This is a genomic window from Gordonia humi (assembly GCF_014197435.1).
Classification (GTDB): Bacteria; Actinomycetota; Actinomycetes; order Mycobacteriales; family Mycobacteriaceae; genus Gordonia; species Gordonia humi.
Window position 1 is genome coordinate 26,260 of sequence record NZ_JACIFP010000002.1, and the last position, 25,525, is coordinate 51,784.

The window sequence follows — 25,525 nt, forward strand, 5'->3', positions numbered from 1 at the left end:
ATCGTCGAGGCTCGACCTCGTTCTTGCGATTGGAGCGCATGCGACGAGCCCAAGGAGGATCGGGTCGGTCGGCGTGCCGCCCATGATTTGGTAGAGGTCCTCGCGCACCGCGCAGCGGGCACAGATCAGCCCGCGATGGTGTCCGTTCTCCTCGCCGCAGCGGGCACAGTGAAAGTCGTCGTCGATGCCGGCGCACTCGGCGCAGAGTGGTGTTCGGTCCTGCGTGGGTGGGCCGGGTAGGAGTCGGTCGGCTCCGCAGGGCGGGCAGATGCCGTGGGTGTGGATGGCGGTGAACCAGCAGGTGAAGCAGACGCGTCCCTCTGGCCAGTGTGCCTGGATGCGGGTCGTGGATCGTCCGCATCGGTCGCACGCCCAGTAGCCGTCGGTCAATCGCGGTCGACCGCGAACCGAGTAGTGGGGGATGAGCCCGTCTGGGTCCATGACGTTCACCTCATCGCGGGTGTCTACTCGTCGAGGATGTTGGCGCGGCGTGGGCGCGCCGTCCGGTCGAGTGAGACGACATTCGGGCCGGCGTTGCTGGCCTTCTTGTGTTCGCGCGCATTGACTGCCGTGACCGTGAGTAGATCATCTGGGCCGCAGCTGAAGACGTCGCAGAGAGCGGAAAGTAGTTGCAGCGAGACGCGTTCGGGACGCTGGTTGACCAGGCGGTAGACCTGCGGGCGCGAGAGGGAGATGTCGCGTTCGGCTAGCAGGGGGATCAGGTCGGTCGTGTTGTTCATCCCGCGTGCGGCCATCAGCTCGGCCAGGCGCCAGGTGTAGTCGACTCTTCGCTTCATTGCTTCTTGCCGCCCTTCTCTGCGCTGCGCAGTGCCTCTTTCATTGTCTGATCCAACGCCGATCGCAGAGTCGATTGACGGAACTGGTCGGAGGTGAATTGGTAGATCCCGGTGGTCGATGCGTGTTCGTGGCCCATCTGGTCCTGAACGAATCGTGGGTCCCAACCGGCTTCCAGTAAGTGCGTGGCGTACGAGCGTCGGAACGAGTGCAGATCTACTGCTTTGGGGATTCCCAGTGCGGTGCGGTACCGGTGGAGCCGTCGGATCAGCGTCGACTCACTGACGAGCCCACTGCGCTCGCTCGGGAAGACATCCAGGCTGTCGGGATGGCCTCGGCCGTTCTCGAGCCAGTCGTCGATGATCGGTGGCGTCCAGTGCCACACTGTCAGCACCGAACGTGGCTTGGGCGGCGATCCTCTGTGCGATTTTCCGTATCGGACTTTGCAGACGCCGAACTTGCCGAACTCGCGCGCGTGAGGGTTGCGGGCGAAGTCGACCGTCTGTAGGTGGCTGACCTCGACGAACCGGAGGCCGTAGGCGTACGCGAGTTTCATCATCGTCGCATCACGGTATGCGGCCTGCCATCCTTTGCGGGCGGTCGCACCGACCCGGGCGACTTCCTCGTCCGCGTACTCGAACAGCGCATCGAGTTCTTCGCGCGTGTACGGGCGTTTGGTCGGCTGCCCGTCATACTCCTGGATGTGACGTGCGGTGTTCCACTCGGAGAACACCTGCGCCGGGTGGGTGCCGAACAGGGCTTCACAGACCCGATCCCACCCGTAGTCAGGATTGCTGACGTAGGAGCAGAACGCCCGCAACGCGTTGTGATATCCCCGCAAGGTTGAGTGCGCAACGTGGTGGATCGAGCGCAGATCAGCGGAGAACTCCTCGACCATCGCAGGCGTCCAGTTCCAGGGCTCCTCGTTGCAATGCGCGATGAACCGGTGGACGCATCGCGCTCGTTGATCGATCGTCTCGAACTGCAGATTCCGCGACAGTTGTTGGTTTCGCCAGCCATCGAGCATCAGCTCGACGACTCGTTCTTCGGGCGTAACAGCGGGACAGACTTCACCAAGTGGACGCGTCCGACCTCGTCGATCTGCATCGGAACCTCCCAAAAGGTTTCATCCGATGAATCAATGATGCATCAGATGAGACTTGAAGGCAATAGGTGCAGGTCAAAAACATTGCCCGAAGAGGATGTTGTGATGCTCCTGGGGTCGCAACTCGCTGCCTAGGCGGTATCAGAGGCTCCATGCAGAGTCGCTTTCCGCAGGTCAGAGCAATGCGCGGAGCGGGGTGCGCGCCGGGTGGGCGACTGATTCATCTGTTGTAATACGCAGAGCTTCACTGGATAAGACTGTTATTGAATTCTGACTTATTGGAGTGGTCGCGCTCGCGTGGCGTGCGGTCAAAGCGAACTCGTCGGCCCTTTGGCGCACGCAAACGAGTCCACGGCTGTATGTCGGCGCGCGGTGGGACGAACAGAGAATCGCCTGGCAGGTCGTGGCGCGATCGCCGTATCCCGACACGGCCACTGCCTTAGGACTGCATCGACCAACATCTGCCCTGCAACTGGCGGCACACCGACTCGGATCGGCGCTTCACCGCTGCGAGCGACCGACAGGCTCGGCACCTATTATTCTAGGATGCTAGCATCGTTCGCATGGGTAGCGGTGAAGTCAAACAATTCAACGTGTACCTGCCGGTCGAGCTGATCAAGCGGCTCAAGCACCACGCGATCGAGTCTGAGCTGTCGCTGAGCGCGATCGTGACCGACGCGCTCCGCGCCCACCTGGACCGGGCAGACGGCGCGAAAGATGGGCCAGGGAAGCGAGAGAGGAACTGATATGACTGAGGGCATCGAGGCTGTGTTCTTGGAGACACGGAACTGGGGAAAGTCAGCCCGGTTCTTCCAGAGTCTGGGCTACGAGATTGAGTTCGAGACCGACCACAACTCCGGGCAGCTGCGCAGCAAGGCCGGGCCACCGCTGTTCATCGCGGAAATCCCCGCGGACCGCGACCCGGGCCTCCAACTTGTCCTGAGCGTGCCTGACGCCGACGCGGCCCAAGCCGGCCTCAGTGAACTGGGCGTCGACGGCCCGTTCGAGGAGACGCATTTCGGTACTCGGATGACTACGATATGCGACCCCGACGGACGAGTCTGGGGCCTTCAGGCTCCGATGCCCGACGAGCCCCGAGACCGGGACTGAACCATGCGCATGGAACCTGATTCGACGGCGGTCCGTACAGCAATGTGGCGCGCACTGCACGTGCTCATTGATAAGCCGCCGCATGTGCTCGACGACACGCTGAGCTTGCAGATCGCGGGCGTGGATGACGATGACTGGCAGACACGCCCCGATATGGACCCGGAACGTACCGGGCCCAACCGTTCCTCGATCGTGGCCCGGGCCCGCGTTACCGAAGACACGGTGACGAGTTCTGGCGTGCAGCAGTACGTGGTTCTGGGGGCTGGCCTGGACACCTTCGCACAGCGGGACAAGAGGACGGTGCGCGTGTTCGAGGTCGATGCCCCTGCTACCCAGGCCTGGAAGCGGGAGCGGCTGGACGATCTCGGACTGCTGGTCCCGGAGCGACTGCGCCTGGTACCGGTCGACTTCGAGGCCGGAGAGTCATGGCTCGACAAGGTAGTAGCTGCGGGCCTCGACCCCGCTATCCCAACGGTCGTGTCGATGCTCGGCGTGACGATGTATCTCACGCGTGAGGCGATCTCGGCGACGCTACGCGCGGCTGCCTCGCTTGCCGCCGGCTCGGTGATGGTCTTCAGCTACTCGCGCCCCATCGAGATGGCGCCACCGGAGATCCGCCCGATCTTGGAGGGTGCCGCCAAGGGGGCTGCGGCATCGGGGCATCCCTGGCTGAGCCTGCTGACCCCTGACGAAGCGGCCAGCCTTGCGCGTGACGCCGGATTCGGCGACGTACACACAGAGACGTCCGCTGACTTGCACAACCGCTACTTTGCTGACCGTCACGATGGGCTCAGCCCTATCGGCGGCGAAGACCTCGTGATCGCCACCGTTGGCGGCGGATAGTTCTGTCGACCAGGCTTGTCAGTGCTTTGTGGTCAGCATCTGCCCCGTACCTGGGGACGGAAGGCCGGGATCGGTGGTGGGTGACCTGGCAGCGGATGCCGGAGTCAATCGGACCGGCGACCCCCGGACCGCTATTGAACGCATACACTCTGAGACGAGACTGGATCTCGCACCGTTTTTACACCATCTTCTGGATGATCCGTCCCGGGATTTCCGGAGGGTTCGTCTCAAGGGAAGATGGATCTCATGGCAGCAGGAACGAAGCACTACTCGGCGGAGTTGAAGCGTGACGCGGTGACGATGGTGGTGGAGTTGGTGGGTCAGGGTTCGACGGAGTGGGCGGCGATGAAGAAGACCGCGGACCTGCTCGGTGTGGGCGCAGCCGAAACGGTGCGCCAGTGGGTGCGTAAGGCCCCCGGCGTCGGGGCCGCCTCGGTCTCCTCGGGCGGCGCTTCGGCCGATACGGCTGAGGAGGTGCGTCGGCTCCGCAAGGAAGTCGCCGAACTCAAACGTGCCAACGGCATCCTGAAGGCGGCATCAGCTTTCTTCGCGGCCGAGATCGACCGGCCACATCGCTGATCGTGGGGTTCATCGGCGCTCACCAGGGAAACCGGGTGGGCGCCGATGGTCTTGTCTGGGGAGTCGATTCGATGTGCCAGGTGCTCACCGAGCACGGTATGGCCATCGCCCCGTCCACGTACTACGAGTACCGTCGGCGGAGTCCGTCGGCGCGCATGCGGGCGGATGCTCGCGTCATCGACGCGATTTTCACCATGCGCCGGCAGCACCCGCTGACCCGCGTCCTGGGCTCACGCAAGACATGGATCATATTGCGCAGCAATGGAATTGATGTGGCGCGCTGCACCGTCGAGCGTCTCATGAGTGAGATGGGCTGGCGCGGGGCGTCGAAGAAAAAGTCCCCGCGCACCACGACCCCCAACCCCGAGCATCACCGGCCGGCCGACCTGGTCGACCGCCACTTCTACGCGGCCGCACCCAACCGGCTGTGGGTGGCCGACTTCACCTACTGCCGCACCGTCGGCGGCTGGGCCTACACCGCGTTCGTCACCGACGTCTTCGCCCGCAAGATCGTCGGCTGGAAAGTCGCCGCGGAGATGACCTCCGACCTGGTCACCACCGCTATCGACAACGCGATTGACAACCGGAAACGTTGTGGCACAACGGCTTTCGATCATCTGATTCATCACAGCGATGCGGGGTCGCAGTACACGGCTCTCGCGTTCGGGCAACGGCTGGCCGCAGCGGGGATCGCCGCCTCGATCGGCAGCATCGGTGACAGCTACGACAACGCGTTAGCCGAATCGGTCAACGCCGACTACAAGAACGAACTCGTCGACAACCAGCCCCGATTCCACGGCGTCGCGGAACTGTCACTGGCCACCGCCGAATGGGTCGCGTTCTACAACCGGCAGCGGCCTCACAGCTACTGCCACGACCTCACCCCCGACCACGCCGAGCGACTCCACTACGATCGGATCGCCACCCTCAATCCGGAGGAGGCACTCACGACCTGAGCTCTCCGGAAACACCGGGATGGATCAGGACGCCACCGATGCGTGAGCTGTCGGTCGGTGGACAAGTGCTTACACGCTCAAAGGATGTTGAATCGGTCTCCTCGCTTCTCGTGTGGGAGGACGGGAAGAACATAGTTGGCTTCGATCCACTCATGCGATATAAGTTCGGAGGGGATCCACTGCTTGCACCCCGGGTATCCCGGATGACCGAGGTTGGGATCGATCCTGAGACCGGTAAAGCCATCCATGATGGACTCTTCCACGTTCCAGAATCCTCGTTCGCGATGGCCGGCAACTATCTAGGCGTAAGCGTAACGCCGGAGTTCCTATACTCAGTATCGTTCGGGTTCGGTAGATGATGTCGTCCGAGCAGTCACCATCGCCTTCCGCGGGCTATTTGCCGGGCGAGTGGAGCGCAGGGTAATTCGCCATCGGCACACCCGACCGTGCCGCGTGGATGTTCATAATCTGGCTGCTGTAGCCGAGGAGTCCGGCCAACGACGCCGCGTCGATCTCTTGGGTGAGATCATGCAGCACCGCATTGCGAACTGCGCGGATGTTGATACCGAATCTGTCTCTTATCGTCTTGAGGAGTGATTGCTCGGTGACGTGGTGGCCTGCTCGAGTCCCAGGGAAGAACCACGGCGACTCGTTGTTCGTCGTGCCTCGATGTGCGCGAGACGCCAAGTACTCGTGAAAAAGTGGTAACAGCGGTCCAGGAACTGGTGCAGGCTGATCGCCGATGCTCAGCGTGAGACCCGTTGGTGTGACGTCGATTTGGTCAATTCGGAGTTCGGCGATTCGGCGCACAGGTAGGGCATACAGAAGAAACAACAGCGCCGCGATGCGGTTGCCGAGGACTACCGTGTCAGACTCGAGAACCTTTCGAATGACCTGAAGCCGTTCCCGGGATGATGCGACTGGTGTGTCTTGTGCCTCGCGGTACTTGAGGGTGTAGCGCTTTCCGATGCCTGTCTTGGCCCGCCACTGAAGGAAGTTGCGGGCGGCCATGCGCGTTCTGGTGCCGGTTGTGAAGTACTCATCGACGTGGTCTTGGGTGAGGGAGTCGACACTGATCTGGTACTCGTCGCCGAGCCAGATCAGGAACTTGCCGGTTTCGGTGATCTCTTGCTTCGCATTGCGGGTGGCGTTGTCCATGTTGCGAACTTGATTGTCGCGTATGCGTCGCAGGTGATGCCATCGGGCGAACTGTTCGAGTGGGGCCCGCACTTCAGGACGGTCAGCGAGGCTGTCCAGTCGGTTGTCGAGCCACATCTCGAACCGGGCGAGACGGGGGTCGCCGCGGTCCGGCATGATGTGATACCACACGAGCATATCGCGCAGGTGTTCGACGTGTCGGCCAGGTGGCAGTTCGTCGAACGCTGAATGAGACAGTGCTAGTTCACGATTGCCGATTTTCTCGAGAAGATCGGCGGCGGCCTTGCCGCGCATCCAGGTAATAATGCTTTCAGGGCGAGACACGTTAGCGAGCTCCACGACAAGCCGCTTGAGCCGGAGGTCCGGGGGATCGTTCGGTTTCAGTACGGCGGTAAGGTCTGCGGTGGCAACGCACCGTGCGCAGTGCCCCCCGCGCAAGCGCTCGGCTTCGCGACCACAGTGTGAAGCGCCCTGGGTTTAGTTCCGAGTCTGATGAAGGAGAATCGGAAACATGCCTAAGAAGTTCAGTGCGGAGACCCGCGACCGCGCGGTACGGATGGTCTACGACCGTCAGGCCCTGGAAGGGGGCCCGCGAGCAGAGTCGATCCGCGCTGTGGCGCCGCAGCTGGGGGTCGGTGTGGAAACCCTGCGGATCTGGTGCAACCGTTACGGTCCGACCGACGCACACGCCGACCCGCAGGAGTCGCTCGAGCAGGAGAATCGCCGACTTCGCCGCGAACTGGCCGAATCACGCCGAGCGAACGAGATCTTGAAAGCGGCGTCGGCGTTTTTCGCCGCGGAACTCGACCGCCCCACGACGAAATGATCGCGTTCATCGACACGTACCGCGATCAGTTCGGGGTCGAGGCCATCTGCCGGGTACTCCAGACGGCAGATTGTGGGTTTCTCACCTCCCGTGGCTATCGAGCCGCGAAATCCCGTCCGGCCAGCACTCGAGCGGTGCGTGATCGAATGCTGATCGAGGACATGCAGCGGATTCACGCCGAGAACTACAGCGTGTACGGATACCGCAAGATGCATCACGCGATGCGCCGAGCCGGCTGGGACATCGGTCGAGATCAGACCGCCAGGCTAATGAAAACCGCTGGCCTGCACGGAGTTCGTCGGGGCCGCACGCCTATGACTACCACCCGAGCTGAGTCGCCCGATGGCCGCCCGGATCTGGTCAAGCGCGAGTTCGCCGCGGCCGGTCCGAACCGCTTGTGGGTCGCCGACATCACCTAATGGGAGTGTCGGGTCCGCACATCTGGGCGGGACGACATGGCGGCTGGTGGGTGGTCACTGAGATTTTACCGATTCCGGTGCATGGTTGAACCGAGCTGCTGGTGGGTGATTACTGACAGTTGAGTTCACGGATGCGTGCCGAGGTCTGAACGTAGACGGTGACCCCATCAGTCCGCCGCGGAGGTGCGTGTTCGGCTTGTGAGATGCCGCACCGAGAGTGCCGCCATTAGGTCGCCGCCCGCTCTCCGAGCTCATCGATTCGCCGGACCTACTGGCGGATGGCATCGGAAAGGATGTGCTCGATGATCACGTGCGGTATCGACTGGGCCGAGGACCATCACGACATAGCGTTGATGGACGACTCCGGCTTCATCATTGAACGTCGGCGAATCACTCATGACCCCAACGGTTTTGCCGAACTCCTGGCGATGGTCGCTGACCATGGCGGCACTGCGGACGACGTGCCGATCGCGATCGAGACCGATAAGAATCTTCTGGTTGTGGCGTTGGCTGGCGCGGGTTTCACCGTGTATCCGATCAATCCGCGGGCCGTCGCGCGGTACCGCGAACGCCACGGACAGGCGGGCAACAAGTCCGATTCGCGTGATGCCGCGGTGCTCGCCGACATCGTGCGCACTGACCGTCACCAGCATCGTCGGCTGCCAGCCAACAGCGAGCAGCAGCAGGCGATCAAGGCGCTGGCGCGTCAGCATCAGGAAGCGATCTGGGCGCAGAATCAGACGATCAGTCGGCTGCGTTCGGTGCTACTGGAGTTCTATCCTCAAGCGTTGCAAGCATTTCCGAAGCTCAAGCACCGAGCGGCGATGGAGGTTCTTTCAATAGCGCCCACCCCCACGGATGCGGCGAAGCTGACTCGCCCGCGGATCAGCAACGCGCTCAAAAGGGTTGGCCGACGCAACGACCCCGCCCTGGTAACCCAGATCCATAGCGATCTGCACGCCCCCGGGCTGCGGCAGCCGGATGCTGTGGAGGTGGCCTTAGGTCATACCGTAGCCAGTCTGGTCGCGATCATCGTGGCGATGCTCGATGCCGTCGCAGTGCTCGAGCGTGAACTCGTCACCGCATTCGCCGAGCATCCTCAAGCGGACATCATCGACTCGGTCCCCGGCCTCGGAGGTGTTCTCGGTGCGCGTATTCTCGCCGAAATCGGCGATGACCCAAAGCGCTTCAGCTCACCAACGGGACTGCGATCTTTCGCAGGAACAGCGCCGGTGACGATCGCGTCAGGCCGCTCGCACTACGTCAAGGCCCGCAAAGTCCGCAACAGGCGTCTGGCCGATGCCTGCCACTGGTGGGCGTTCGCAGCGCTGACATGGTCAGCGCCGGCCCGCGAGTACTACGACCATCGCCGTGCTGTCGGAGACCACCACAACGCCGCACTGCGAGCCTTGGCCAACAAGCTCCTCGGGCGCCTGTGGTGGTGCCTGCAGCACGATCAATCCTGGGACGACACTGCCGCGTGGCCGCGAGCTGCCACACCCGCCGCCGCGTAACCCCGAACACCAACCACCACCACTGCCTACTTGACATCTGACTGGCGTGGGATGTCTATGTTCGCATCCCGACGGGTTTCTGCTACACGGCGTTCATCACTGATGTATGCACCCGCAAGATCGTAGGCTGGGCCGTCGCGGCGACTCTGCACACGCAGTCTCTGCCGATGCAGGCCCTCGAGCAAGCACTGATCACCACGAAAGTGCACAAGACTGGCGGCGGTCTGATCCACCACAGCGACCACGGCAGTCAATACGTATCGCTGGCGTACTCCGATGCGCTCATCACCGCCGGCGTGCGCGCCTCGGTCGGGACCGTCGGCGACAGCTACGACAATGCTCTGGCAGAGACTGTCAACGGCCTCTACAAGGCCGAACTCATCCACCGTGAGCGGATCTGGCCAACGGTGACCGCGGTCGAGATTGCGACGCTGGGCTGGGTCAGCTGGTGGAACAACACGCGCCTGCACGAAGCGCTCAACTATCGGACACCCGCCGAGGTCGAAGCGTCGTACACTCACCCCACGACGACCGCGCCCGCGACCGTCTAACCACGGAACTAAACCCAGGGCGCTTCAGTGTATGCAATCGAGGGCTGTGGTGATTCCGGCGCACTCGCGGCAGATCGGCTGTCCCTCGTTCGATCTCCCCGGCGTCATGCGGTCTGCGCCGCACAACGCGCAACGACCGTAGGTCCGCACTGCAGTGGTGTAGCAGGCGCCGCAGAGCCATTCACTGGGCCAGCGGACTCGGTGCTTCGACACAGGCAGCTTGCAGCGGTCGCATGTCCAGGCTCCACCGAGTGTCCGTGGGCGGCCGCGGCGTCGATCAGTCATCGTCGTCAACGATTCGGGCTCGGACCGGTCGATACGCGTCGAGGAGCGGCACGTCGGTGGGAGAGTTCACGGCCCGCTTGTCTCGCCGCCGAGCGGAATCTATGGCGGTGTAGGTCACGAGATCGCCAGCCTCGACTCCGAAGATGTCACAGAGTGCTGCGAGAACGCTGAACGCGATGCGCTCGGGTTCTTGTCCCACGATCCGGTAGATCTGGGATTCGGAGAGGGTGATGCCTCTGTCTCGCAATGGTTCCACCAGGTCGCGGCTGTTCTTCATCCCGACCCGTGCCATGTGCTCGCGCACGCGCCATTGGTATTGGATTTCACGTTTCACTGTCGGTCCTTCCTGTTGCACTGCCGACTCCGTTGTCGCCGCTGCTGCGGCGAAGCGTCTCTGCCAGCACCTGCTCCAAGTGCCGGGACCGGTAGTCGGGGGAGGCGATCGTGTAGATCGAGGTTGTTGCCGCATGCTCGTGACCGAGCTGCATCTGGACGAAGCTCAGGTCGTATCCGTACTCGGTTTGTAGATGGGTGGCATAGGCACGCCGCAGCGAGTGGAGGTCGAGTCCTGGGGGAAATCCGAGCTCATCGACCAGGTTTCGCATCCGTTTTAAGAGGTCTCGGCCGGCGACAATTCCGCCCCGATCGGTGGGGAAGAGGTCGTTCACGGGTCGTCCGTAGCGAGGGAGCCCAAAGGTCACCCAGTGCTGCACCGCTTCTGCGGTCCAGTCGAAAACCGTCAGGACGGTGCGTTGCTTGGCCGGCGAAGCGCGCATCGGTTTGCCGTGACGAACACGTAACAGGCCACACTCGTTGAACCCGGGGGCCCGGGCGTTGCGCGAGAAGTCGACGAGTTGAAGGCGCCGGCCTTCGTTCGACCGAAGCCCCCAACCGTACAGAGTTTTGTACGCCACCGCATCGCGCCAAGCGGCGAGCGCCCCTTTGCGTCCTGAGTGGAGAATTCGCTCCGGCTCGAGATCGGCGAGATCGAAGAACTGCTGCAACTCCGGCAAGGTGAACGGACGTCGCTTGGCCTTGGTGTCGTTGGTTTGGACATGGGTGGCGCGGTTGAACTCGGTGACCACCTGCGAGAAGACGGTTCCAAACAACCTCCCACAGTTCTCATTCCACTCGTAAGACGGGTTCGTCGCGTACTCCAGGAACAGTCTGACATCCGACTGATAGGCACGAATCGTCGCGTGCGACAGGTTCCGCACACCGCGCAGGTGTGCGAAGAACTCGTCAGCATCACTTGGCGACCATTGCCACGGAGGGGATCCAACGAAGTCGGCCATACGCTGGATGAGCTTAATGCGGCGATCGGCGGTGGTAGGGCGGAAGTTCTGTGCAAGCTGCGCCCGCCGCCAGCCTTCGAGTACGTCCCGCAGGAAAGACTCAGAATCTGGACCAGCCTCACCAGCCGGGAGGTAAATCAAACGACCGCCGATGTCCCGTTCTGCCATGGAAACCGCCTTTCAACCGTCTGCATATTTTGCAGTCCAACTGCAGAAGACGCAACCACATGATGGATATTGCCTGGTGAGCACGCTACGAACTCCTGACGACTGGCGGCCCTCGACATGCACTGAGCCCCTCGCAGCATCGGCTACGGCGCTGCCAAAACCGCAGGTAGGGACCGGGGGGTCCGGATAGTGTGGGGTGTTACAAGAGGCCGAGATATTCGCGCGCAGTGCAGATAACCAAACTACTACTTAACATAATCTAAGTTATCGGCGCGGAATCGCCTGCGGTGCAATGACTTTAGCTATTTCATCACATGTGACGAAATGTAGCGCGAATCCGTCGGTCGGGTCGGCTGAGGTTTGGGTGCCGTGGTCAGGGTGGAGAGCCAGATGAGGAGGGCGATCTCGGCGCAGAGGACGGCGGCCACGGCGAGGATGGTGAGCAGGGTGCGACTGGGGCGGCTGCGCCGTGTGGACGCCACGGTGGGATCGATCAACCACGCCGTGCTGGTCGACAACCGGGCGCCCACTGCCCGGTAGATGCGTCTGGTCCTGGGGGTGATGACAGCGGTCCTTCCGCAGCGCGCGCTGAGGTGACAGGCAACGACGATCGTGACGTCTGCGCGAACGCCCGGATCAGATGTCAACCAAATCGGGGGCAGTCCCCCGTCCGGCATCAGCAGTTAGCTCGAACGGCGGAGAAGCTCGTTGACACCAAGTAACCATGTGACTTAGTCTTGATTGATATCGAGCATCTCGGCGACATGCCGGCGCGCCGCCGACTTCGACCCGCCCACCTCGCCGAGCCGATCCTGATACATCGGCACGGCACGCTCACGCGTCTCCTGGTCAAACTTCCGTGGTGCTCCCATAACAGCATTCTCCTGGTGAGATCACGGTCTCCACCAGACCCAGGACGGTTCAGATCCGTGCTCGCAGAGCACAGCGCACATCGAATCAACGCCCCAGACAAGGCCATCCGCACCCACCCGATGCCCCTGGCGAGTGCGGATGAACTTCACAATTAGCGGTGTGGCCGGTCGGTCTCGGCCGTGAAGAAAGCCGACGCCGCCTTCAAGATCCCGTTGGCCCGTCTGAGCTCGGCCACCTCGCGCTTGAGCCGTCGAATCTCCTCGCTACCGGCGTACGCTGCACCACCGCCAGCAGCAGACGACGACGGTGCCTTACGTACCCACTGCCGAACCGTCTCCGCCGAGCCGACTCCCAACAAGTCCGCGGCCTTGCCCATCGCCGCCCCGTGTGGAGCCGTGGGCCACCAACTGCTCGACCATGTCCACCGCGTCGCGCTTCAACTCCACCGAATACCGGCTCTTCGCAGTTAACCGGGCAATGCCTGGTCAGGCGCTTGGCGTGTCGTTGACGTGAGCGGCCCCTGGCCTCGGTGATTCTGGATGTTGTCAAGACAGTCAGAGCACCGGAGGAACAGGGGCCGTGGATCATGGTACGTCGTTGTTGTTGGGGTTGGAAGGCGTCGAGGTCGTCGGGGTCAGTGTCGGCGGGCCGGACGGGCGAACGCGGATCGTCGATGTCGGTACCAGTGATCCGGCGGCCTCGTGCTGCCCGGGGTGCGGTGTCCGGTCGACGTCGGTGAAGGAGCGGGTCGTCTGCACGCCCCGCGACATCGGCTACGGGGATGCTCCGATCATGGTGCGGTGGAACAAGATTCGGTGGCGGTGCGTGAACTCAGAGTGCGCGCGTGGGTCGTTCACCGAAGCGATCGGGCAGGTCCCGCGTCGTCGGCGGACCACGACCCGGTTGCGGGAGACGATCGGGCGGGCGATCGGCGATGCCGCTCGGTCGGTCGCCGAGGTCGCTGCCGGGCACGGCGTGTCGTGGCATACCGCGCACGGCGCGTTCGTCGACATCGCCGCCACGGCGTTGACCGATCCGGCCCCGACGTCGGTGCTGGGGATCGACGAGACTCGCCGTGGGAAACCGAGGTGGGTCCGCGGCGGTGATGGTCGGTGGGTGCGGATCGATCCGTGGGATACCGGGTTCGTCGATCTGGCGGGCGATCAGGGACTGTTGGGGCAGGTCACCGGCCGTACCAGTGCGGTGGTGATCGACTGGCTGGCCGCGCAGCCGGCCCCGTTTCGGGATGCGATCGAGTACGTGGCGATCGATCCGGCCGCGTCGTATGCCGCGGCCGTCGCGGTCGCGTTACCGAACGCGCAACTGGTCGTCGATCACTTCCACCTCGTGCAGTTGGCCAACGCGATGGTCACGAAGGTCCGTCGGCGGGTCACGTGGGACCGACGTGGTCGTCGTGGCCGGTCGACGGACCCGGAATGGGCCAACCGCCGCAGACTGTTGATGGGTCGAGAACGGTTGTCGGACAACAAGTATCAGAAGATGATCGCCGATCTGCGAGCGCACGATCCGGGCAACGAGATCTTCGCCGCGTACATCGTCAAAGAGGAACTCCGGGCCTTGTTGGCGATGGCGCGGAGTCGGCCGCGCGTCGACGATAGCCAGATCCGCGAACGCCTCTACCGGTTCCTGGACCTGTGTGCGCAGGTCAACGTTCCCGAAGCCAACACACTGGCCCGTACCATCGAAACATGGTGGCCCGGGATCTGCGCGTTCATCCGCACCCAGGTCACCAACGCCGCCACCGAAGGCACCAACCGGCTGGTCAAGCAGGTGAAACGATCGGCCTGCGGATTCCGCAACATCGAGAACTCACGCCGCAGGATACGATTCCACTGCACCCGCAAACAACGGCGGGCGCGCATCCAGTTCCACTGCTAAAGGAACTGCCCGGTTAACTGCGAAGAGCCCCGAATACCACTTCGATCCAGACGCTGCCATAGGTTTCATCCTCCCTTGAGACGAACCCTCCAGAAACACCGGGACGGATCATAGTGCACCAGCGTCCCGAACGTGTCTCCCTCAAGCTCATTGCAGCTCTGTGTGACATCTTTGAGTGCGGCCCTGAGGATCTCGTGACTGTCACCGCAGCCAACGCTCGAAAGAAGGCCGCCAGCGCTGGCCGCGAAAACGTCGTCGAGCTCAACAAGGCAGTACGCCCACGCCGAGCGAGGATCATCAGTGACGACGATTGAACCCCGCCGCCGAAACACGGTCCGAGGCCGACCCAAAGCAACCGACGGCCAACTGGAATGCGTCCGCTGCCAGCGACACATGCGTAAAGCTGCGGTTACGTGGCCGGATGGCAAGGTGCGCAACTCGTGCTTCTACGATGCCACGAGCCTGTTCGGGTCATGCCCAAGCTGCGGCATGGAGCGCATGCTGACCCTTACCTCCGGCGGCGTATTCAGCTTGAAAAGAATTGGGAATCTGGATAGCCAAGTCAAACAATTACCGGTTAATTACTGGCAGTATTAGCCTGCTTGGATACCTAGAGCTGTGATGGATTACATTACTGGCAACAACAGAATTTTCGATTTCCTCATTAGCGATTATGCCGCCGGTATTAGTATTACGATCGTAGCGAGGGAAATTGCTACTCGACACTTCCAGCCGGATTTGGTGACCACGAAGAAAAACATTTGAGGTGACGCCCAAGTCAAGCGACACCTCATAAACATCGCCGGGAGTCATCAGCTCGGGGCTTGACAGCGATGACCTATACCGCATCCTCAGTATGCCATCCGAGAGATAGAGTGGACGTCCGTCCGTGTCGACGTCAACAAGCTTCCCCGTGAAATCGGTGTCAAAAGCGGAAGAAGAAACGTATAAAATTAGACGTAAGTACCCTGTAACCTCTAATGGCCCAGACAACGGGGGGCTTGAGTAGCAGAGCACATCCGCTCGCTTTTCGACCGACCATTGGTTTGCAGGCCCCACCCCTCCATCGGTCGCAGGCAGTACCATCCGTCCTCCGACACTCGGGACTGCATCTCGGGGATCGTACCTATACTTGTCGAGCGCCGCGCCCGTAGCAAAGGAGGGACGAAGCACGCCAGCTTCGATGTTCACACCAGCCTGGCCATCGCTATCGAGAAAGAACTCTGTGTACGTTGTGTCTGGAAGTGGCCAAGCCTCTTCACCGCGCCACTGGTCGATTCCCATTACAAATATATGCACTGGCGAGGCCATGGAGGGCGTAGCTGAAGTATCGCCCTTCAGCCAGCGGTCGAAGAAGTTCAAGTACGTGCTTGTGAGATTTGCGGCCTCGACATTGCCGAATTGACCGAACTGCCGATCTGGGTAAATCCCGGTGAAATTCAGATGATCCCATGGACCAAGTACAAGTCGATGGCGCTCGCGCTTGTCTCCTTCCGAAAGCCCAGCACTAAGTTCGCAATATGCTTTTGTCGTATCTTGCACAAAGATATCGAACCACCCTCCAACGTGAATGGCGGGAGTATTAATATGATCAAATTTTTCCGCAACTGAAAGATTACGCCAGTACTCATCTCGCTCCGGGTGGTCTACAATCTCTTCCCACCAACCAACGGTTTCAAGCAACAGTGATTGGTCGCGAAGCGGGGTATGATTAAGAAACTCTGTTGGACTTGTCAGCATGGCATTAAGCGCCGATGTTCGGGATGTGTCACTGTTTTCTCGGGCAGACATCGCCAAAGCCATCGAGGTCGACCACCACAACACTGTGTGCAATGAGAGGGCGCCACCGACTGAATGCCAAGGAGCACTGTAATAGTCAGTGCTAGTAATCATCGGCGCAATTGCCTCGAGGCCCTCTGGTTGCTTCGAGGCCGTCGCCCATTGGGTAAATCCAAGATAAGATGGGCCATAGGACCCAATCGACCCATTACACCAATCTTGTTTACGAATCCACTCAATCGTGTCGGCCCCATCTCTGGGATCATCTACCATAGGACTGAATGACCCATCGGACTTGGAGGTGCCACGGCATTCCTGCCATACCAGCGCATAGCCTGAATTTAGGAGCGAGAAAAAATTAGGATGAAGTGGATGCGCGAAAGCTTGTAGATTATGTTTGCCGTAAGGCGTTCTCACGAGTAGGGCTGGCGACGGACCGCCGCTGGCAGGTATCCAGACGTCGGTTTTCAGTAGTGTGCCATCTCGCATAGGTACCCCTAGATCGAAATCTATTCGAACAGAAGTATTCGTTGAATCGTTCATGAGTGTACTAGGTCCTTCCTGAATGATCTCTCGTACATAGACAGCGGGCGGCTTGCGACCCTTCCGTGAGGTGTCTCACATATTGCAGTACGCGCACTGCAAAAGACACCCCCCAAAGAGGGGGGGCGCCCCTACGGCTTCGTCAAGCGGCTGAAGCAGCGGGGGCGCGATGGAGGGTCTTGTTCTTGAGCAGGGCGTAGAGGAGGACGTCGTAGCGACGACGTGCCAGACAGATAACGCGGCATTGTGCTTCTTGCCTCGGCGCGTTCGCGGTCGTAGTAAGGCGCGACTGGTCGGGTCCTGCAGCGCGGCGAACGCAGCCAGAAACATCACCCGTATGAGTTTGCGGCTACGCGACCGGGCGGGCTGCTCACCTCACTGTCGCGGACCCTCGTGGACGCGCTACGTCTGCCGACAGAGACTACTCGATCAGAGTGAGATCTCAGACCTCACCGAGGAGGCACTACGCCGCGTACCCGGACTCTGCGCGCAGTAGAGCAGTAAGACTGATCCCGGGCAAACCAGACTCGTGGACCACTACCTTTGTGCTGCAACAGCACTGGTCGGCAGTCCAGGATACTTGTTTACATATTCGAGTCCGGGAAAGGTGCCCTGAGCCGGACAGCAAACGAGGGCTCGATACCCGGCTCACCAACCGTCCGGATGGCTGTGAACCGCCCCGGCGTGTCCGGAGACTGTCTCAAACGGATGACGCCACGAGGTTTGGCGTCGTTGTACGAGCGTAGTACGCCGCCTCGAGCTCGACCGGCGGGACGTCGCCGCAGTACTCGTATAGCCGCCGGTGATTGAACCAGTCGACCCACTCGGCGGTGGCGATCTCGACCTCATCGACCGTCTTCCACGGCTTGCGCGGCTTGATCAACTCGGTCTTGTACAGCCCGTTGATCGTCTCCGCCAGGGCATTGTCGTACGAATCCCCGGTGCTCCCAACGGAATCGGCGATACCCGCCTCGGCCAGGGCCTGCCCGTGCCGGATCGAGGTGTACTGCGACCCCTTGTCGTGATGCTGTACCAAATTAGTGAAATCGGCTGCCCCAGAACGATTCCGGGTCCACACCGCCTGTTCGAGGGCATGCAGCACGAAGTCGGTGGTCGTCGACATCGATGCCGACCAGCCGAGGATCCTGCGGGCGTACGCGTCGATCACGAACGCCACATACACCCACCCCGACCAGGTCGAGACGTAGACATCCCACGCCAGTCAGATGTCAAGTAGGCAGTGGTGGTGGTTGGTGTTCGGGGTTACGCGGCGGCGGGTGTGGCAGCTCGCGGCCACGCGGCAGTGTCGTCCCAGGATTGATCGTGCTGCAGGCACCACCACAGGCGCCCGAGGAGCTTGTTGGCCAAGGCTCGCAGTGCGGCGTTGTGGTGGTCTCCGACAGCACGGCGATGGTCGTAGTACTCGCGGGCCGGCGCTGACCATGTCAGCGCTGCGAACGCCCACCAGTGGCAGGCATCGGCCAGACGCCTGTTGCGGACTTTGCGGGCCTTGACGTAGTGCGAGCGGCCTGACGCGATCGTCACCGGCGCTGTTCCTGCGAAAGATCGCAGTCCCGTTGGTGAGCTGAAGCGCTTTGGGTCATCGCCGATTTCGGCGAGAATACGCGCACCGAGAACACCTCCGAGGCCGGGGACCGAGTCGATGATGTCCGCTTGGGGATGCTCGGCGAATGCGGTGATGAGTTCGCGCTCGAGCACTGCGACGGCATCGAGCATCGCCACGATGATCGAGACCAGACTGGCTACGGTATGACCCAAGGCCACCTCCACAGCATCCGGCTGCCGCAGCCCGGGGGCGTGCAGATCGCTATGGATCTGGGTTACCAGGGCGGGGTCGTTGCGTCGGCCAACCCTTTTGAGCGCGTTGCTGATCCGCGGGCGAGTCAGCTTCGCCGCGTCTGTGGGGGTGGGTGCTATTGAAAGAACCTCCATCGCCGTCCGATGCTTGAGCCTCGGAAATGCCTGCAACGCTTGAGGATAGAACTCCAGAAGCACCGAACGCAGCCGACTGATCGTCTGATTCTGCGCCCAGATCGCTTCCTGATGCTGACGCGCCAGCGCCTTGATCGCCTGCTGCTGCTCGCTGTTGGCTGGCAGCCGACGATGCTGGTGACGGTCAGTGCGCACGATGTCGGCGAGCACCGCGGCATCACGCGAATCGGACTTGTTGCCCGCCTGTCCGTGGCGTTCGCGGTACCGCGCGACGGCCCGCGGATTGATCGGATACACGGTGAAACCCGCGCCAGCCAACGCCACAACCAGAAGATTCTTATCGGTCTCGATCGCGATCGGCACGTCGTCCGCAGTGCCGCCATGGTCAGCGACCATCGCCAGGAGTTCGGCAAAACCGTTGGGGTCATGAGTGATTCGCCGACGTTCAATGATGAAGCCGGAGTCGTCCATCAACGCTATGTCGTGATGGTCCTCGGCCCAGTCGATACCGCACGTGATCATCGAGCACATCCTTTCCGATGCCATCCGCCAGTAGGTCCGGCGAATCGATGAGCTCGGAGAGCGGGCGGCGACCTAATGGCGGCACTCTCGGTGCGGCATCTCACAAGCCGAACACGCACCTCCGCGGCGGACTGATGGGGTCACCGTCTACGTTCAGACCTCGGCGCGCATCCGTGAACTCAACTGTCAGTAATCACCCACCAGCAGCTCGGTTCAACCATGCACCGGAATCGGTAAAATCTCAGTGACCACCCACCAGCCGCCATGTCGTCCCGCCCAGATGTGCGGACCCGACACTCCCATTAGGTGAAATCTGCCACCCAAAGCCTGTCCGGAGCCAGTGGCGTGAAATCACGGTTGACCAGGTCCTCGGCAAGCTCGGCGTCCGCACCGGAGATCGTGGTGCGCTTGACCTTGCCGCGCACCGCGCCTGTGAGATGCTCGTCGCGCATGAGCCGCTCGACCGTGCAGCGGGCGACCGAGAAGCCCTCGCGATTGAGCTGCAGCCACACCTTCCGTGCCCCGTAGACGCCGTAGTTCTCGCCGTACACGCGCTGAATCTCGCAGGTCAGGTGCGCGTCGCGCCACTCGGCCGCCGTCGGCCCGCGGTCGAGGTGCGCGTAGTAGACCGATGGGGCGATCGCGATACCGTGCTCGCTGAGCACGGCGCAGATCGGCTCGACTCCCCACCGCAGCCCATCGGGCTCACGCCTGTCGGCGTGAGCCCGAATGAACTCGATGATCACACGCTTGGCCGGTCGAGCTCGGCCGCGAAGAAAGCCGATGCGGCCTTCAGAATCGAGTTGGCGCGCTTGAGCTCGGCGACTTCCCTCTTGAGCCGCCGCACCTGCTCGGACTCGGCCGTGGTCACGCCCTCGCGACTGCCGGAGTCGATCTCGGCCTGCCGGACCCACTTGCGCAGTGTCTCCGGCGTGCCTACGCCAAGCAGCGGCGCGATGCGCTTGATCGCCGCCCACTCGGTCTCATCGGCCGGCCTCTCGGCGACCATCCGCACCGCCCGGGCCTTCAACTCAGCCGGGTACCGCTTCGACGTGCTTCCTGCCATGACTCCAACCTTCCCAACAATCGGAGTCTCCCGACACGCCGGGGCGGTTCACTGCCGGGTCGCCTCCCCCCTGCGGACGCCACGGTGGGATCGATCAACCACGCCGTGCTGGTCGACAACCGGGCGCCCACTGCCCGGTAGATGCGTCTGGTCCTGGGGGTGATGACAGCGGTCCTTCCGCAGCGCGCGCTGAGGTGACAGGCAACGACGATCGTGACGTCTGCGCGAACGCCCGGATCAGATGTCAACCAAATCGGGGGCAGTCCCCCGTCCGGCATCAGCAGTTAGCTCGAACGGCGGAGAAGCTCGTTGACACCAAGTAACCATGTGACTTAGTCTCGTCCTGTAACGGGCATCACTATCTCGGCGGGATCTGATCCGATCGAGTGGACGCGCCTTCTGAACCCGGCGGGCTGACTGATCAACCCCCTGTGCGGGGAGCGCGGACATTCCGATATGGGCATCTACGCCCCGGCAGCAGGCACCCAAACTCAAGGAGACACAATGACAAACCCTCCCAGCGGCCCCCTTCTCTTACGCGGCGGTTTCGTTATCACTCAAGATTCGGGCGTTGAGGATGGGTTCTTCGACGTCTTGGTTAAAAACGGCCGGATCGAGGCTGTTGGTACCGAGCTGGGCGATACGGACGCGCATGTCATTGACGCGTCGGGCATGGCAATCCTTCCGGGGTTTGTCGACACGCATCGCCACCTCTGGTCAAGCCTGTTTCGCTTCATCGCGACAGACTGGGGCTACAATGACTATTACGAAATAGTCCAAGTTGAATACAGCCCTCGCCTGACGCCTGCGGATCTCTACACTGCCAACCTCCTCGGCGCTCTCAGTGCAATCGACGCCGGAGTGACGACTCTTCGGGACGAGTCGCACGTCCAGAACTCACCAGAACATACCGATCAGTTGATCGAGGGTCTACGTGACTCGGGTGTTCGTGCGGTCTTCGCCTATGGGTGGCCGTCTGTTGATTTGCGATCGTGGCAATGGGACGAAGACAATGTTCAGCCGCACCCGCGCGACATGAAGCGAGTGCGTGAAGAAGTGCTCAACGACGACAGTGCCTTGGTGACTCTTAACGCCATGCTCCGTGGTCCCGAGCTCGTCGGCGGCCCGGATACAGCCGCTAAGGATATCGAGTTCGCAAGGGAACTCGATATTCACTCGAGTATGCATGTGGGGCACTTGAATCAGCCCGGTATCGAGTGGCTCGATGAGCGCGGCGTCTTGGGCCCCGACCTGCTCTTTTTGCACTGCACAAAAACCACCGACAACGAGTTCCGTCTGATTCGAGACAGCGGCGGTCACGTGCAAGCGACCCCATACATCGAATCGGTGATGGGCGGGGTACGGCCGCCGGCACTCGCGCGAATGCTCAACGCGGGTCTCAAGCCTGGTCTCGGGATCGATACAGAGACCGCCGCAGCTTCCGACATGTTTCATGTCATGCGTGCAGCGCTTACCGGAGATGGCCTGCTTCACACCGTTGGCTATGAAGGTTACGAGGATGTGCCGCGGGTGACAGCCTCAGATGTCCTGGAAGCAGCAACGATTAGCGGTGCAGCCGCTGCAGGACTTGACGACCGGACCGGATCGATCACGCCCGGTAAGGCGGCTGATCTCGTGCTGTTGCGCATGGATGACATCAACTTGTACCCCGTAGTTGACCCGGTGAAAGCGATAGTTGCGGGTGGGCACCAGGGCAATGTGGACACAGTCATGGTCGCTGGGAATATTCTCAAATGGCGAGGTGAGCTCCTGCACCCCGGGCTCCGGAAAGTGCAGCGCGACGCAAAAGCCATCCTCGACCGCATTGTTGAAGAAGTTCCCCCGGTTCCCGCCGGTTACGTTGCAGGAGTAGACAAGTGGGACAAGTGAGCGAGTCAAATGAGCTGGCAACCGGGTGGATTCAACAACTAGAACTGTCGGACTCGGTCCGTCGGTACTTCCTAGCCATGGATGAATTCGATTGGGATACAGCTAGTAAATACATCGCAGACCAAATCACTCTTGATGCTGGGTCGCTCGCCGAACCTCCTAGGGAGGTGTCGCGCGCGGACTACATCGACGCGCTCAAGGCACGCAACGGCGGTTATCTCACGACGTTGCACCTCAACGCCGGGCACGTCGTCGACATCGATGGGGACTCTGCACGAGTGCGTGCGAATTTCTTCGGCGCTCATGGAGTCGGCCCAGACGAGGCCGACAACTACTTCGCATACGGCGTGTACGACATCGCGATGGTCAAGCAGCAGAATACGTGGAAGATCTCCCGTATCGCCATCAAACCGGTCAGAATTCATGGTGGTCTCCCCCACGACATAGCTGCCCGCGCGGCCGCCCGGTACCGGGCGTAGGCCCCGACGGCATGCCGACGCACCCACGACATGCCGCTATTCAGCCAGGTCGGTCGAGTTAACCCCATCCCCATTCTGTAGGAGAGATCGTGTCATTACTGGTTCACAAAGCTCTCGTCGTCGGCGGCGGTCCGGCGGGGCTGACCGCGGCAATCGCATTGCTCCGCGTCGGCGCCGAGGTCGACGTCGTCGAGCTAGCACTCGACGACCGCATCTTCGGATCCGAACTCCTGCTGAGCTCGCCGAACCTGCGGGCCCTCGATGCCATCGGGGTCGCCGAAAGTGTTGTCGCCGAGGGAATCCCCATCGACACCCTTGAGCTTCAGACAGCAGATGGCGCCGAAGTCGCGAGAGTCCCGATCCCGAATGTGGCTCGCGAAGGGCTCCCGCCATCTGTCGGAATCACCCGCCGCGCTTTTTATAGCACGCTCTACAACGCTGCGAGCGCGGCGGGGGCGAAGATCCATCACGAGACGACGGTTGAGTCCCTCGTTGATGTCGATCACCAGGTTCAGGCAACGCTGACGAACGGTACTTCGCCAATATATGACTTGGTGGTGGGGGCTGACGGTTGGATGTCAACGGTCCGTCGACTCCGTTTCCCGAACGCTAGTTTGCCGCAGTACGCCGGTCAGTGCGTTTGGCGAGGGCGTATTCCTCGGCGTGATCGCACGAAAGGGCTGTTCCGAGGAATGGCCGGTGACGGCAAAGATGTCGGAATGATCTCGGTTAGCGAAGAGCATTGCTATGTCATGTGCCTGGTTGCCCAACCCAAACCCGAACGAATCGACCCTGCTAGCTTCACCGTCACGTTCAAGGAGATGCTCGCCGAGTTCGGGGGTGACGTCGAGTGGGCGCGCGACCATATCGAAGAAGGGACGGTCAGTGTCGCCGCCCTCCACTGGCACGTAATGGATAAGCCCTGGCACGACGGTCGGGTCGTGCTGATCGGCGACGCAGCGCACACAACCACACCCCAGATCGGATACGGGGCTGGATTGGCTGTCGAAGATGCGGTCGTGCTCGGCGAGATGGTTGCCGCCGCAGACGGCGACGACCTGGCCTCCACACTGAACAAGTTCGTCGATCGCCGCTACGAGCGATGCAAGCTCGTTGTCGAAGCCAGTACACAGATCTCACGATGGCAACAGGGGCTCGACGGCGGAAACTCACGCCAGGCGCAGCTCACCGATGAAACATGGGCTGCCCTGGCCCAGCCCATGTAAGTCCTACACCCTGATCGGCAGTATTTTTCCGGCTCTTCGGATGTGAGAGTGCGTAGCTGGTGATCGTCGGCGGGAGCAGTGACCACAACATGTAGGCGGGTCCTGTGGTGCGAGAATGGAAGTTCTCACACAAACCCTCTCGAACGCACAGGACCCATGCACCAGCCTACTTCTGATGTTGCTGACACGATCTGCCGGACGGTCGAGCTCGGCGTCACGATCACCGACGCCGCCGTCGACTCGGCCGACCGCACCCACATCTGGTGCCGGGTTCTCGATCCTGATCAACACTGTCCGGCCTGCGGAATCGCCGGCCGCCTGCGTGATCACACCGAACGTGTCGTCACCGACATCCCCGCGGCCGGGCATCCGGTCCTGCTGCGTATCGCAGTCCCCCGATTCGTGTGCGAGACCGTGGACTGTGCGAGGTCGATCTTCCGTGCCGACATCACCGGCATCGTCGAGCCTCGAGCCGTGATGACCAGCAGGTGTGCCCGTTGGATCGTGCAACGCATCGTGGTCGACAAGATGAGCGTCGCGGCAGTCGCCGCCAACCTCGGGATCGCGTGGAAGGTCGTCAACCTGGCCGCCCTGTCCGCGGCACGCGCCCTGGTCTACACCGGCGCCCACCTCGACGGCGTCCGGCACCTGGGCGTCGATGAGCACAAGTGGAAACACGTCCGTGGGCACGGCGAGTCGAGTTGGGTCACCGTCCTGATCGACCTCACACCCGTGGTCGACGGGACCGGCCCGGCCCGGCTGCTCGACATGATCGCCGGCCGCTCCAAACAAGTGTTGAAAACGTGGCTCGACGGTCGTGACCAGGTGTTTCGTGATCGGGTGAAGGTCGTGGCGATGGACGGGTTCACTGGCTACAAGACTGCGACCGCCGAAGAGTTGCCGGCGGCGCGGATCGTGATGGACCCGTTCCACGTCGTGGCGTTGGCCGGGGACAAGCTCGATCGGTGCCGCACCCGGGTCCAGCAGGCCACGTGCGGGCATCGCGGCCGCACCGGTGATCCGCTGTACAAGATTCGGCGGATTCTGCGGACCCGCCCCGCGTTGTTGACTGACAAGCAGAAGATCACCTTGTTCGAGGCGTTGACCAGCCACGATGAGCACGCCGTCGTCGAGGTCACCTATCAGGTGTATCTGCAGGTGATCGCCGCCTACGAACATCCGCGACGGAGGGAGGGCAAGAAGTTGATGTTCAAGTTGCTCAAACGCATCCAGAAGGGTCTGCCCGACGGATTAGAGGAACTCGCCCAGCTCGGACGCACCTTGTGGTCACGCCGCGCCGAGATCCTCGCCTATTTCGACGTCGGCGTCTCCAACGGGCCCGTTGAAGCCGTCAACGGGCGCCTGGAACACCTGCGCGGGATCGCGCAAGGCTTCCGGAACCTCGACCACTACATATTTCGGTCCCTGCTGCACTCCGGTCAGCTCGCCGACCGCATCAACGCACTCTGAAATACGAAGAGCCATTTTTCCACTCTTCGAAGGATCTATTTCTATGTCTCCCTCTGTACACAAGGCGGCTCTTCGCAGTTAACCGGGCAGTTCCTTTAGCAGTGGAACTGGATGCGCGCCCGCCGTTGTTTGCGGGTGCAGTGGAATCGTATCCTGCGGCGTGAGTTCTCGATGTTGCGGAATCCGCAGGCCGATCGTTTCACCTGCTTGACCTGAAGCGC

20 protein-coding genes, 7 pseudogenes and 1 other annotated feature are annotated in these 25,525 nt (G+C 61.8%); of the genes and pseudogenes, 16 read left to right on the plus strand and 11 right to left on the minus strand.

The window, feature by feature from the left end:
• Window positions 1–464: 464 nt before the first annotated feature.
• Both BKA16_RS22655 and BKA16_RS22660 read right to left on the minus strand, forming a co-directional pair.
• A complete protein-coding gene (locus BKA16_RS22655; RefSeq protein ID WP_183373275.1) occupies window positions 465–797 on the minus strand; it encodes a helix-turn-helix domain-containing protein in 333 nt (110 codons plus the stop codon).
• Window positions 794–1,902 (minus strand): annotated as a pseudogene (locus BKA16_RS22660) (tyrosine-type recombinase/integrase). Before BKA16_RS22660 ends, BKA16_RS22655 begins: the two are co-directional and overlap by 4 nt.
• A gap of 561 nt (window positions 1,903–2,463) precedes the next feature.
• On the opposite strand from BKA16_RS22660, the gene BKA16_RS22665 reads away from it, so the two are divergent.
• The 5 genes from BKA16_RS22665 (at window position 2,464) to BKA16_RS22685 (ending at window position 5,747) form a co-directional block, all read left to right on the plus strand.
• On the plus strand, window positions 2,464–2,646 hold the full coding sequence (locus tag BKA16_RS22665) for a ribbon-helix-helix domain-containing protein (RefSeq protein WP_183373277.1): 183 nt from the start codon (window positions 2,464–2,466) through the stop codon (window positions 2,644–2,646).
• A 1-nt stretch (window position 2,647) separates the two neighbouring features.
• Window positions 2,648–3,010: a VOC family protein gene (locus BKA16_RS22670; RefSeq protein ID WP_183373278.1), complete on the plus strand. Its 363-nt coding sequence runs from the start codon at window positions 2,648–2,650 to the stop codon at window positions 3,008–3,010.
• Window positions 3,011–3,013: 3 nt separating this feature from the next.
• On the plus strand, window positions 3,014–3,853 hold the full coding sequence (locus tag BKA16_RS22675) for a class I SAM-dependent methyltransferase (RefSeq protein ID WP_183373279.1): 840 nt from the start codon (window positions 3,014–3,016) through the stop codon (window positions 3,851–3,853).
• A gap of 246 nt (window positions 3,854–4,099) precedes the next feature.
• Window positions 4,100–5,388 (plus strand): IS3 family transposase gene (locus BKA16_RS22680; RefSeq protein WP_183369294.1). Its coding sequence is split into 2 segments (ribosomal slippage): window positions 4,100–4,394 and window positions 4,394–5,388, totalling 1,290 coding nucleotides; the frame shifts between segments, so codons are not numbered across the junction.
• 38 nt (window positions 5,389–5,426) lie between these two features.
• The gene (locus BKA16_RS22685; protein WP_183373280.1) at window positions 5,427–5,747 is read left to right on the plus strand and encodes a DUF6461 domain-containing protein; all 321 of its coding nucleotides are present in this window, start codon (window positions 5,427–5,429) and stop codon (window positions 5,745–5,747) included.
• A 34-nt stretch (window positions 5,748–5,781) separates the two neighbouring features.
• Here BKA16_RS22685 and BKA16_RS22690 read toward each other — a convergent pair whose 3' ends face one another.
• Window positions 5,782–6,840, minus strand: a complete 1,059-nt coding sequence (locus tag BKA16_RS22690) for a hypothetical protein (protein WP_183373281.1) — start codon at window positions 6,838–6,840, stop codon at window positions 5,782–5,784.
• 217 nt (window positions 6,841–7,057) lie between these two features.
• Here BKA16_RS22690 and BKA16_RS22695 point away from each other — a divergent pair, with 217 nt between their 5' ends.
• The 4 genes and pseudogenes from BKA16_RS22695 to BKA16_RS22710 all read left to right on the plus strand — a co-directional run.
• Entirely contained in the window at window positions 7,058–7,372 is a 315-nt protein-coding gene (locus BKA16_RS22695; RefSeq protein WP_183373282.1) for a transposase, read from the plus strand.
• Window positions 7,330–7,441: a sequence feature (AL1L pseudoknot), on the plus strand. (Overlaps the previous gene by 43 nt.)
• Entirely contained in the window at window positions 7,369–7,791 is a 423-nt protein-coding gene (locus BKA16_RS22700; protein ID WP_183373283.1) for an IS3 family transposase, read from the plus strand. It overlaps the preceding feature by 73 nt. Before BKA16_RS22695 ends, BKA16_RS22700 begins: the two co-directional genes overlap by 4 nt.
• 302 nt (window positions 7,792–8,093) lie before the next feature.
• Entirely contained in the window at window positions 8,094–9,305 is a 1,212-nt protein-coding gene (locus BKA16_RS22705; RefSeq protein ID WP_183370773.1) for an IS110 family RNA-guided transposase, read from the plus strand.
• A gap of 56 nt (window positions 9,306–9,361) precedes the next feature.
• A pseudogene (locus tag BKA16_RS22710) lies at window positions 9,362–9,856 on the plus strand (transposase); the annotation flags it as partial.
• Between the two features lie 277 nt (window positions 9,857–10,133).
• On the opposite strand, the gene BKA16_RS22715 reads toward BKA16_RS22710, so the two are convergent.
• Together BKA16_RS22715 and BKA16_RS22720 are read right to left on the minus strand one after the other, a co-directional pair.
• Entirely contained in the window at window positions 10,134–10,475 is a 342-nt protein-coding gene (locus tag BKA16_RS22715; RefSeq protein ID WP_183373284.1) for a helix-turn-helix domain-containing protein, read from the minus strand.
• Window positions 10,465–11,604 carry a tyrosine-type recombinase/integrase gene (locus BKA16_RS22720; RefSeq protein WP_183373285.1) on the minus strand — a complete coding sequence of 380 codons (1,140 nt, stop codon included), beginning with the start codon at window positions 11,602–11,604 and terminating at the stop codon, window positions 10,465–10,467. The genes BKA16_RS22715 and BKA16_RS22720 overlap by 11 nt, the downstream gene beginning before the upstream one ends.
• Window positions 11,605–11,994: 390 nt before the next feature.
• On the opposite strand from BKA16_RS22720, the gene BKA16_RS22725 reads away from it, so the two are divergent.
• Window positions 11,995–12,144: a hypothetical protein gene (locus BKA16_RS22725; protein WP_183373286.1), complete on the plus strand. Its 150-nt coding sequence runs from the start codon at window positions 11,995–11,997 to the stop codon at window positions 12,142–12,144.
• 197 nt (window positions 12,145–12,341) lie between these two features.
• Here the strand turns inward: BKA16_RS22725 and BKA16_RS22730 are convergent.
• Window positions 12,342–12,476: pseudogene (locus BKA16_RS22730) on the minus strand (IS3 family transposase); the annotation flags it as partial.
• Window positions 12,477–13,056: 580 nt separating this feature from the next.
• Here BKA16_RS22730 and BKA16_RS22735 point away from each other — a divergent pair.
• Complete coding sequence (locus tag BKA16_RS22735; RefSeq protein ID WP_183368939.1) at window positions 13,057–14,376, plus strand: ISL3 family transposase; 1,320 nt, start codon at window positions 13,057–13,059, stop codon at window positions 14,374–14,376.
• A 110-nt stretch (window positions 14,377–14,486) separates the two neighbouring features.
• Window positions 14,487–14,690, plus strand: a pseudogene (locus BKA16_RS22740) (helix-turn-helix domain-containing protein); the annotation flags it as partial.
• 256 nt (window positions 14,691–14,946) lie between these two features.
• Here the strand turns inward: BKA16_RS22740 and BKA16_RS22745 are convergent.
• From BKA16_RS22745 to BKA16_RS24000, 5 genes and pseudogenes are all read right to left on the minus strand, one after another.
• Entirely contained in the window at window positions 14,947–16,698 is a 1,752-nt protein-coding gene (locus BKA16_RS22745; protein ID WP_183373287.1) for a CocE/NonD family hydrolase, read from the minus strand.
• A gap of 142 nt (window positions 16,699–16,840) precedes the next feature.
• A pseudogene (locus BKA16_RS23995) lies at window positions 16,841–17,073 on the minus strand (IS110 family transposase); the annotation flags it as partial.
• A gap of 325 nt (window positions 17,074–17,398) precedes the next feature.
• Window positions 17,399–17,905 (minus strand): annotated as a pseudogene (locus tag BKA16_RS22750) (DDE-type integrase/transposase/recombinase); the annotation flags it as partial.
• 56 nt (window positions 17,906–17,961) lie between these two features.
• On the minus strand, window positions 17,962–19,173 hold the full coding sequence (locus BKA16_RS22755) for an IS110 family RNA-guided transposase (protein ID WP_183373288.1): 1,212 nt from the start codon (window positions 19,171–19,173) through the stop codon (window positions 17,962–17,964).
• Window positions 19,174–19,478: 305 nt separating this feature from the next.
• Window positions 19,479–20,239, minus strand: a pseudogene (locus BKA16_RS24000) (IS3 family transposase); the annotation flags it as partial.
• A gap of 504 nt (window positions 20,240–20,743) precedes the next feature.
• On the opposite strand from BKA16_RS24000, the gene BKA16_RS22770 reads away from it, so the two are divergent.
• The 4 genes from BKA16_RS22770 to BKA16_RS22785 all read left to right on the plus strand — a co-directional run bounded on the left by BKA16_RS22770 (window position 20,744) and on the right by BKA16_RS22785 (window position 25,304).
• Window positions 20,744–22,129, plus strand: coding sequence for an amidohydrolase family protein (locus BKA16_RS22770; protein ID WP_183373291.1), 1,386 nt, complete (start codon window positions 20,744–20,746; stop codon window positions 22,127–22,129).
• On the plus strand, window positions 22,117–22,608 hold the full coding sequence (locus BKA16_RS22775) for a nuclear transport factor 2 family protein (RefSeq protein WP_183373292.1): 492 nt from the start codon (window positions 22,117–22,119) through the stop codon (window positions 22,606–22,608). Before BKA16_RS22770 ends, BKA16_RS22775 begins: the two co-directional genes overlap by 13 nt.
• Window positions 22,609–22,697: 89 nt before the next feature.
• Complete coding sequence (locus tag BKA16_RS22780; RefSeq protein ID WP_183373293.1) at window positions 22,698–23,834, plus strand: FAD-dependent monooxygenase; 1,137 nt, start codon at window positions 22,698–22,700, stop codon at window positions 23,832–23,834.
• A gap of 156 nt (window positions 23,835–23,990) precedes the next feature.
• On the plus strand, window positions 23,991–25,304 hold the full coding sequence (locus BKA16_RS22785; protein ID WP_183373294.1) for an ISL3 family transposase: 1,314 nt from the start codon (window positions 23,991–23,993) through the stop codon (window positions 25,302–25,304).
• The last annotated feature ends 221 nt before the right edge of the window (window positions 25,305–25,525 follow it).

Excerpts from the sequence above, each read along its gene's own strand:
- BKA16_RS22655 (WP_183373275.1), bottom strand. The coding sequence starts at position 797 with ATGAAGCGAAGAGTCGACTACACCTGGCGCCTGGCCGAGCTGATGGCC.
- BKA16_RS22665 (WP_183373277.1), top strand. The coding sequence starts at position 2,464 with ATGGGTAGCGGTGAAGTCAAACAATTCAACGTGTACCTGCCGGTCGAG.
- BKA16_RS22670 (WP_183373278.1), top strand. The coding sequence starts at position 2,648 with ATGACTGAGGGCATCGAGGCTGTGTTCTTGGAGACACGGAACTGGGGA.
- BKA16_RS22675 (WP_183373279.1), top strand. The coding sequence starts at position 3,014 with ATGCGCATGGAACCTGATTCGACGGCGGTCCGTACAGCAATGTGGCGC.
- BKA16_RS22685 (WP_183373280.1), top strand. The coding sequence starts at position 5,427 with ATGCGTGAGCTGTCGGTCGGTGGACAAGTGCTTACACGCTCAAAGGAT.
- BKA16_RS22690 (WP_183373281.1), bottom strand. The coding sequence starts at position 6,840 with ATGCGCGGCAAGGCCGCCGCCGATCTTCTCGAGAAAATCGGCAATCGT.
- BKA16_RS22695 (WP_183373282.1), top strand. The coding sequence starts at position 7,058 with ATGCCTAAGAAGTTCAGTGCGGAGACCCGCGACCGCGCGGTACGGATG.
- BKA16_RS22700 (WP_183373283.1), top strand. The coding sequence starts at position 7,369 with ATGATCGCGTTCATCGACACGTACCGCGATCAGTTCGGGGTCGAGGCC.
- BKA16_RS22705 (WP_183370773.1), top strand. The coding sequence starts at position 8,094 with ATGATCACGTGCGGTATCGACTGGGCCGAGGACCATCACGACATAGCG.
- BKA16_RS22720 (WP_183373285.1), bottom strand. The coding sequence starts at position 11,604 with ATGGCAGAACGGGACATCGGCGGTCGTTTGATTTACCTCCCGGCTGGT.
- BKA16_RS22725 (WP_183373286.1), top strand. The coding sequence starts at position 11,995 with ATGAGGAGGGCGATCTCGGCGCAGAGGACGGCGGCCACGGCGAGGATG.
- BKA16_RS22745 (WP_183373287.1), bottom strand. The coding sequence starts at position 16,698 with ATGAACGATTCAACGAATACTTCTGTTCGAATAGATTTCGATCTAGGG.
- BKA16_RS22755 (WP_183373288.1), bottom strand. The coding sequence starts at position 19,173 with ATGATCACGTGCGGTATCGACTGGGCCGAGGACCATCACGACATAGCG.
- BKA16_RS22770 (WP_183373291.1), top strand. The coding sequence starts at position 20,744 with ATGACAAACCCTCCCAGCGGCCCCCTTCTCTTACGCGGCGGTTTCGTT.
- BKA16_RS22785 (WP_183373294.1), top strand. The coding sequence starts at position 23,991 with ATGCACCAGCCTACTTCTGATGTTGCTGACACGATCTGCCGGACGGTC.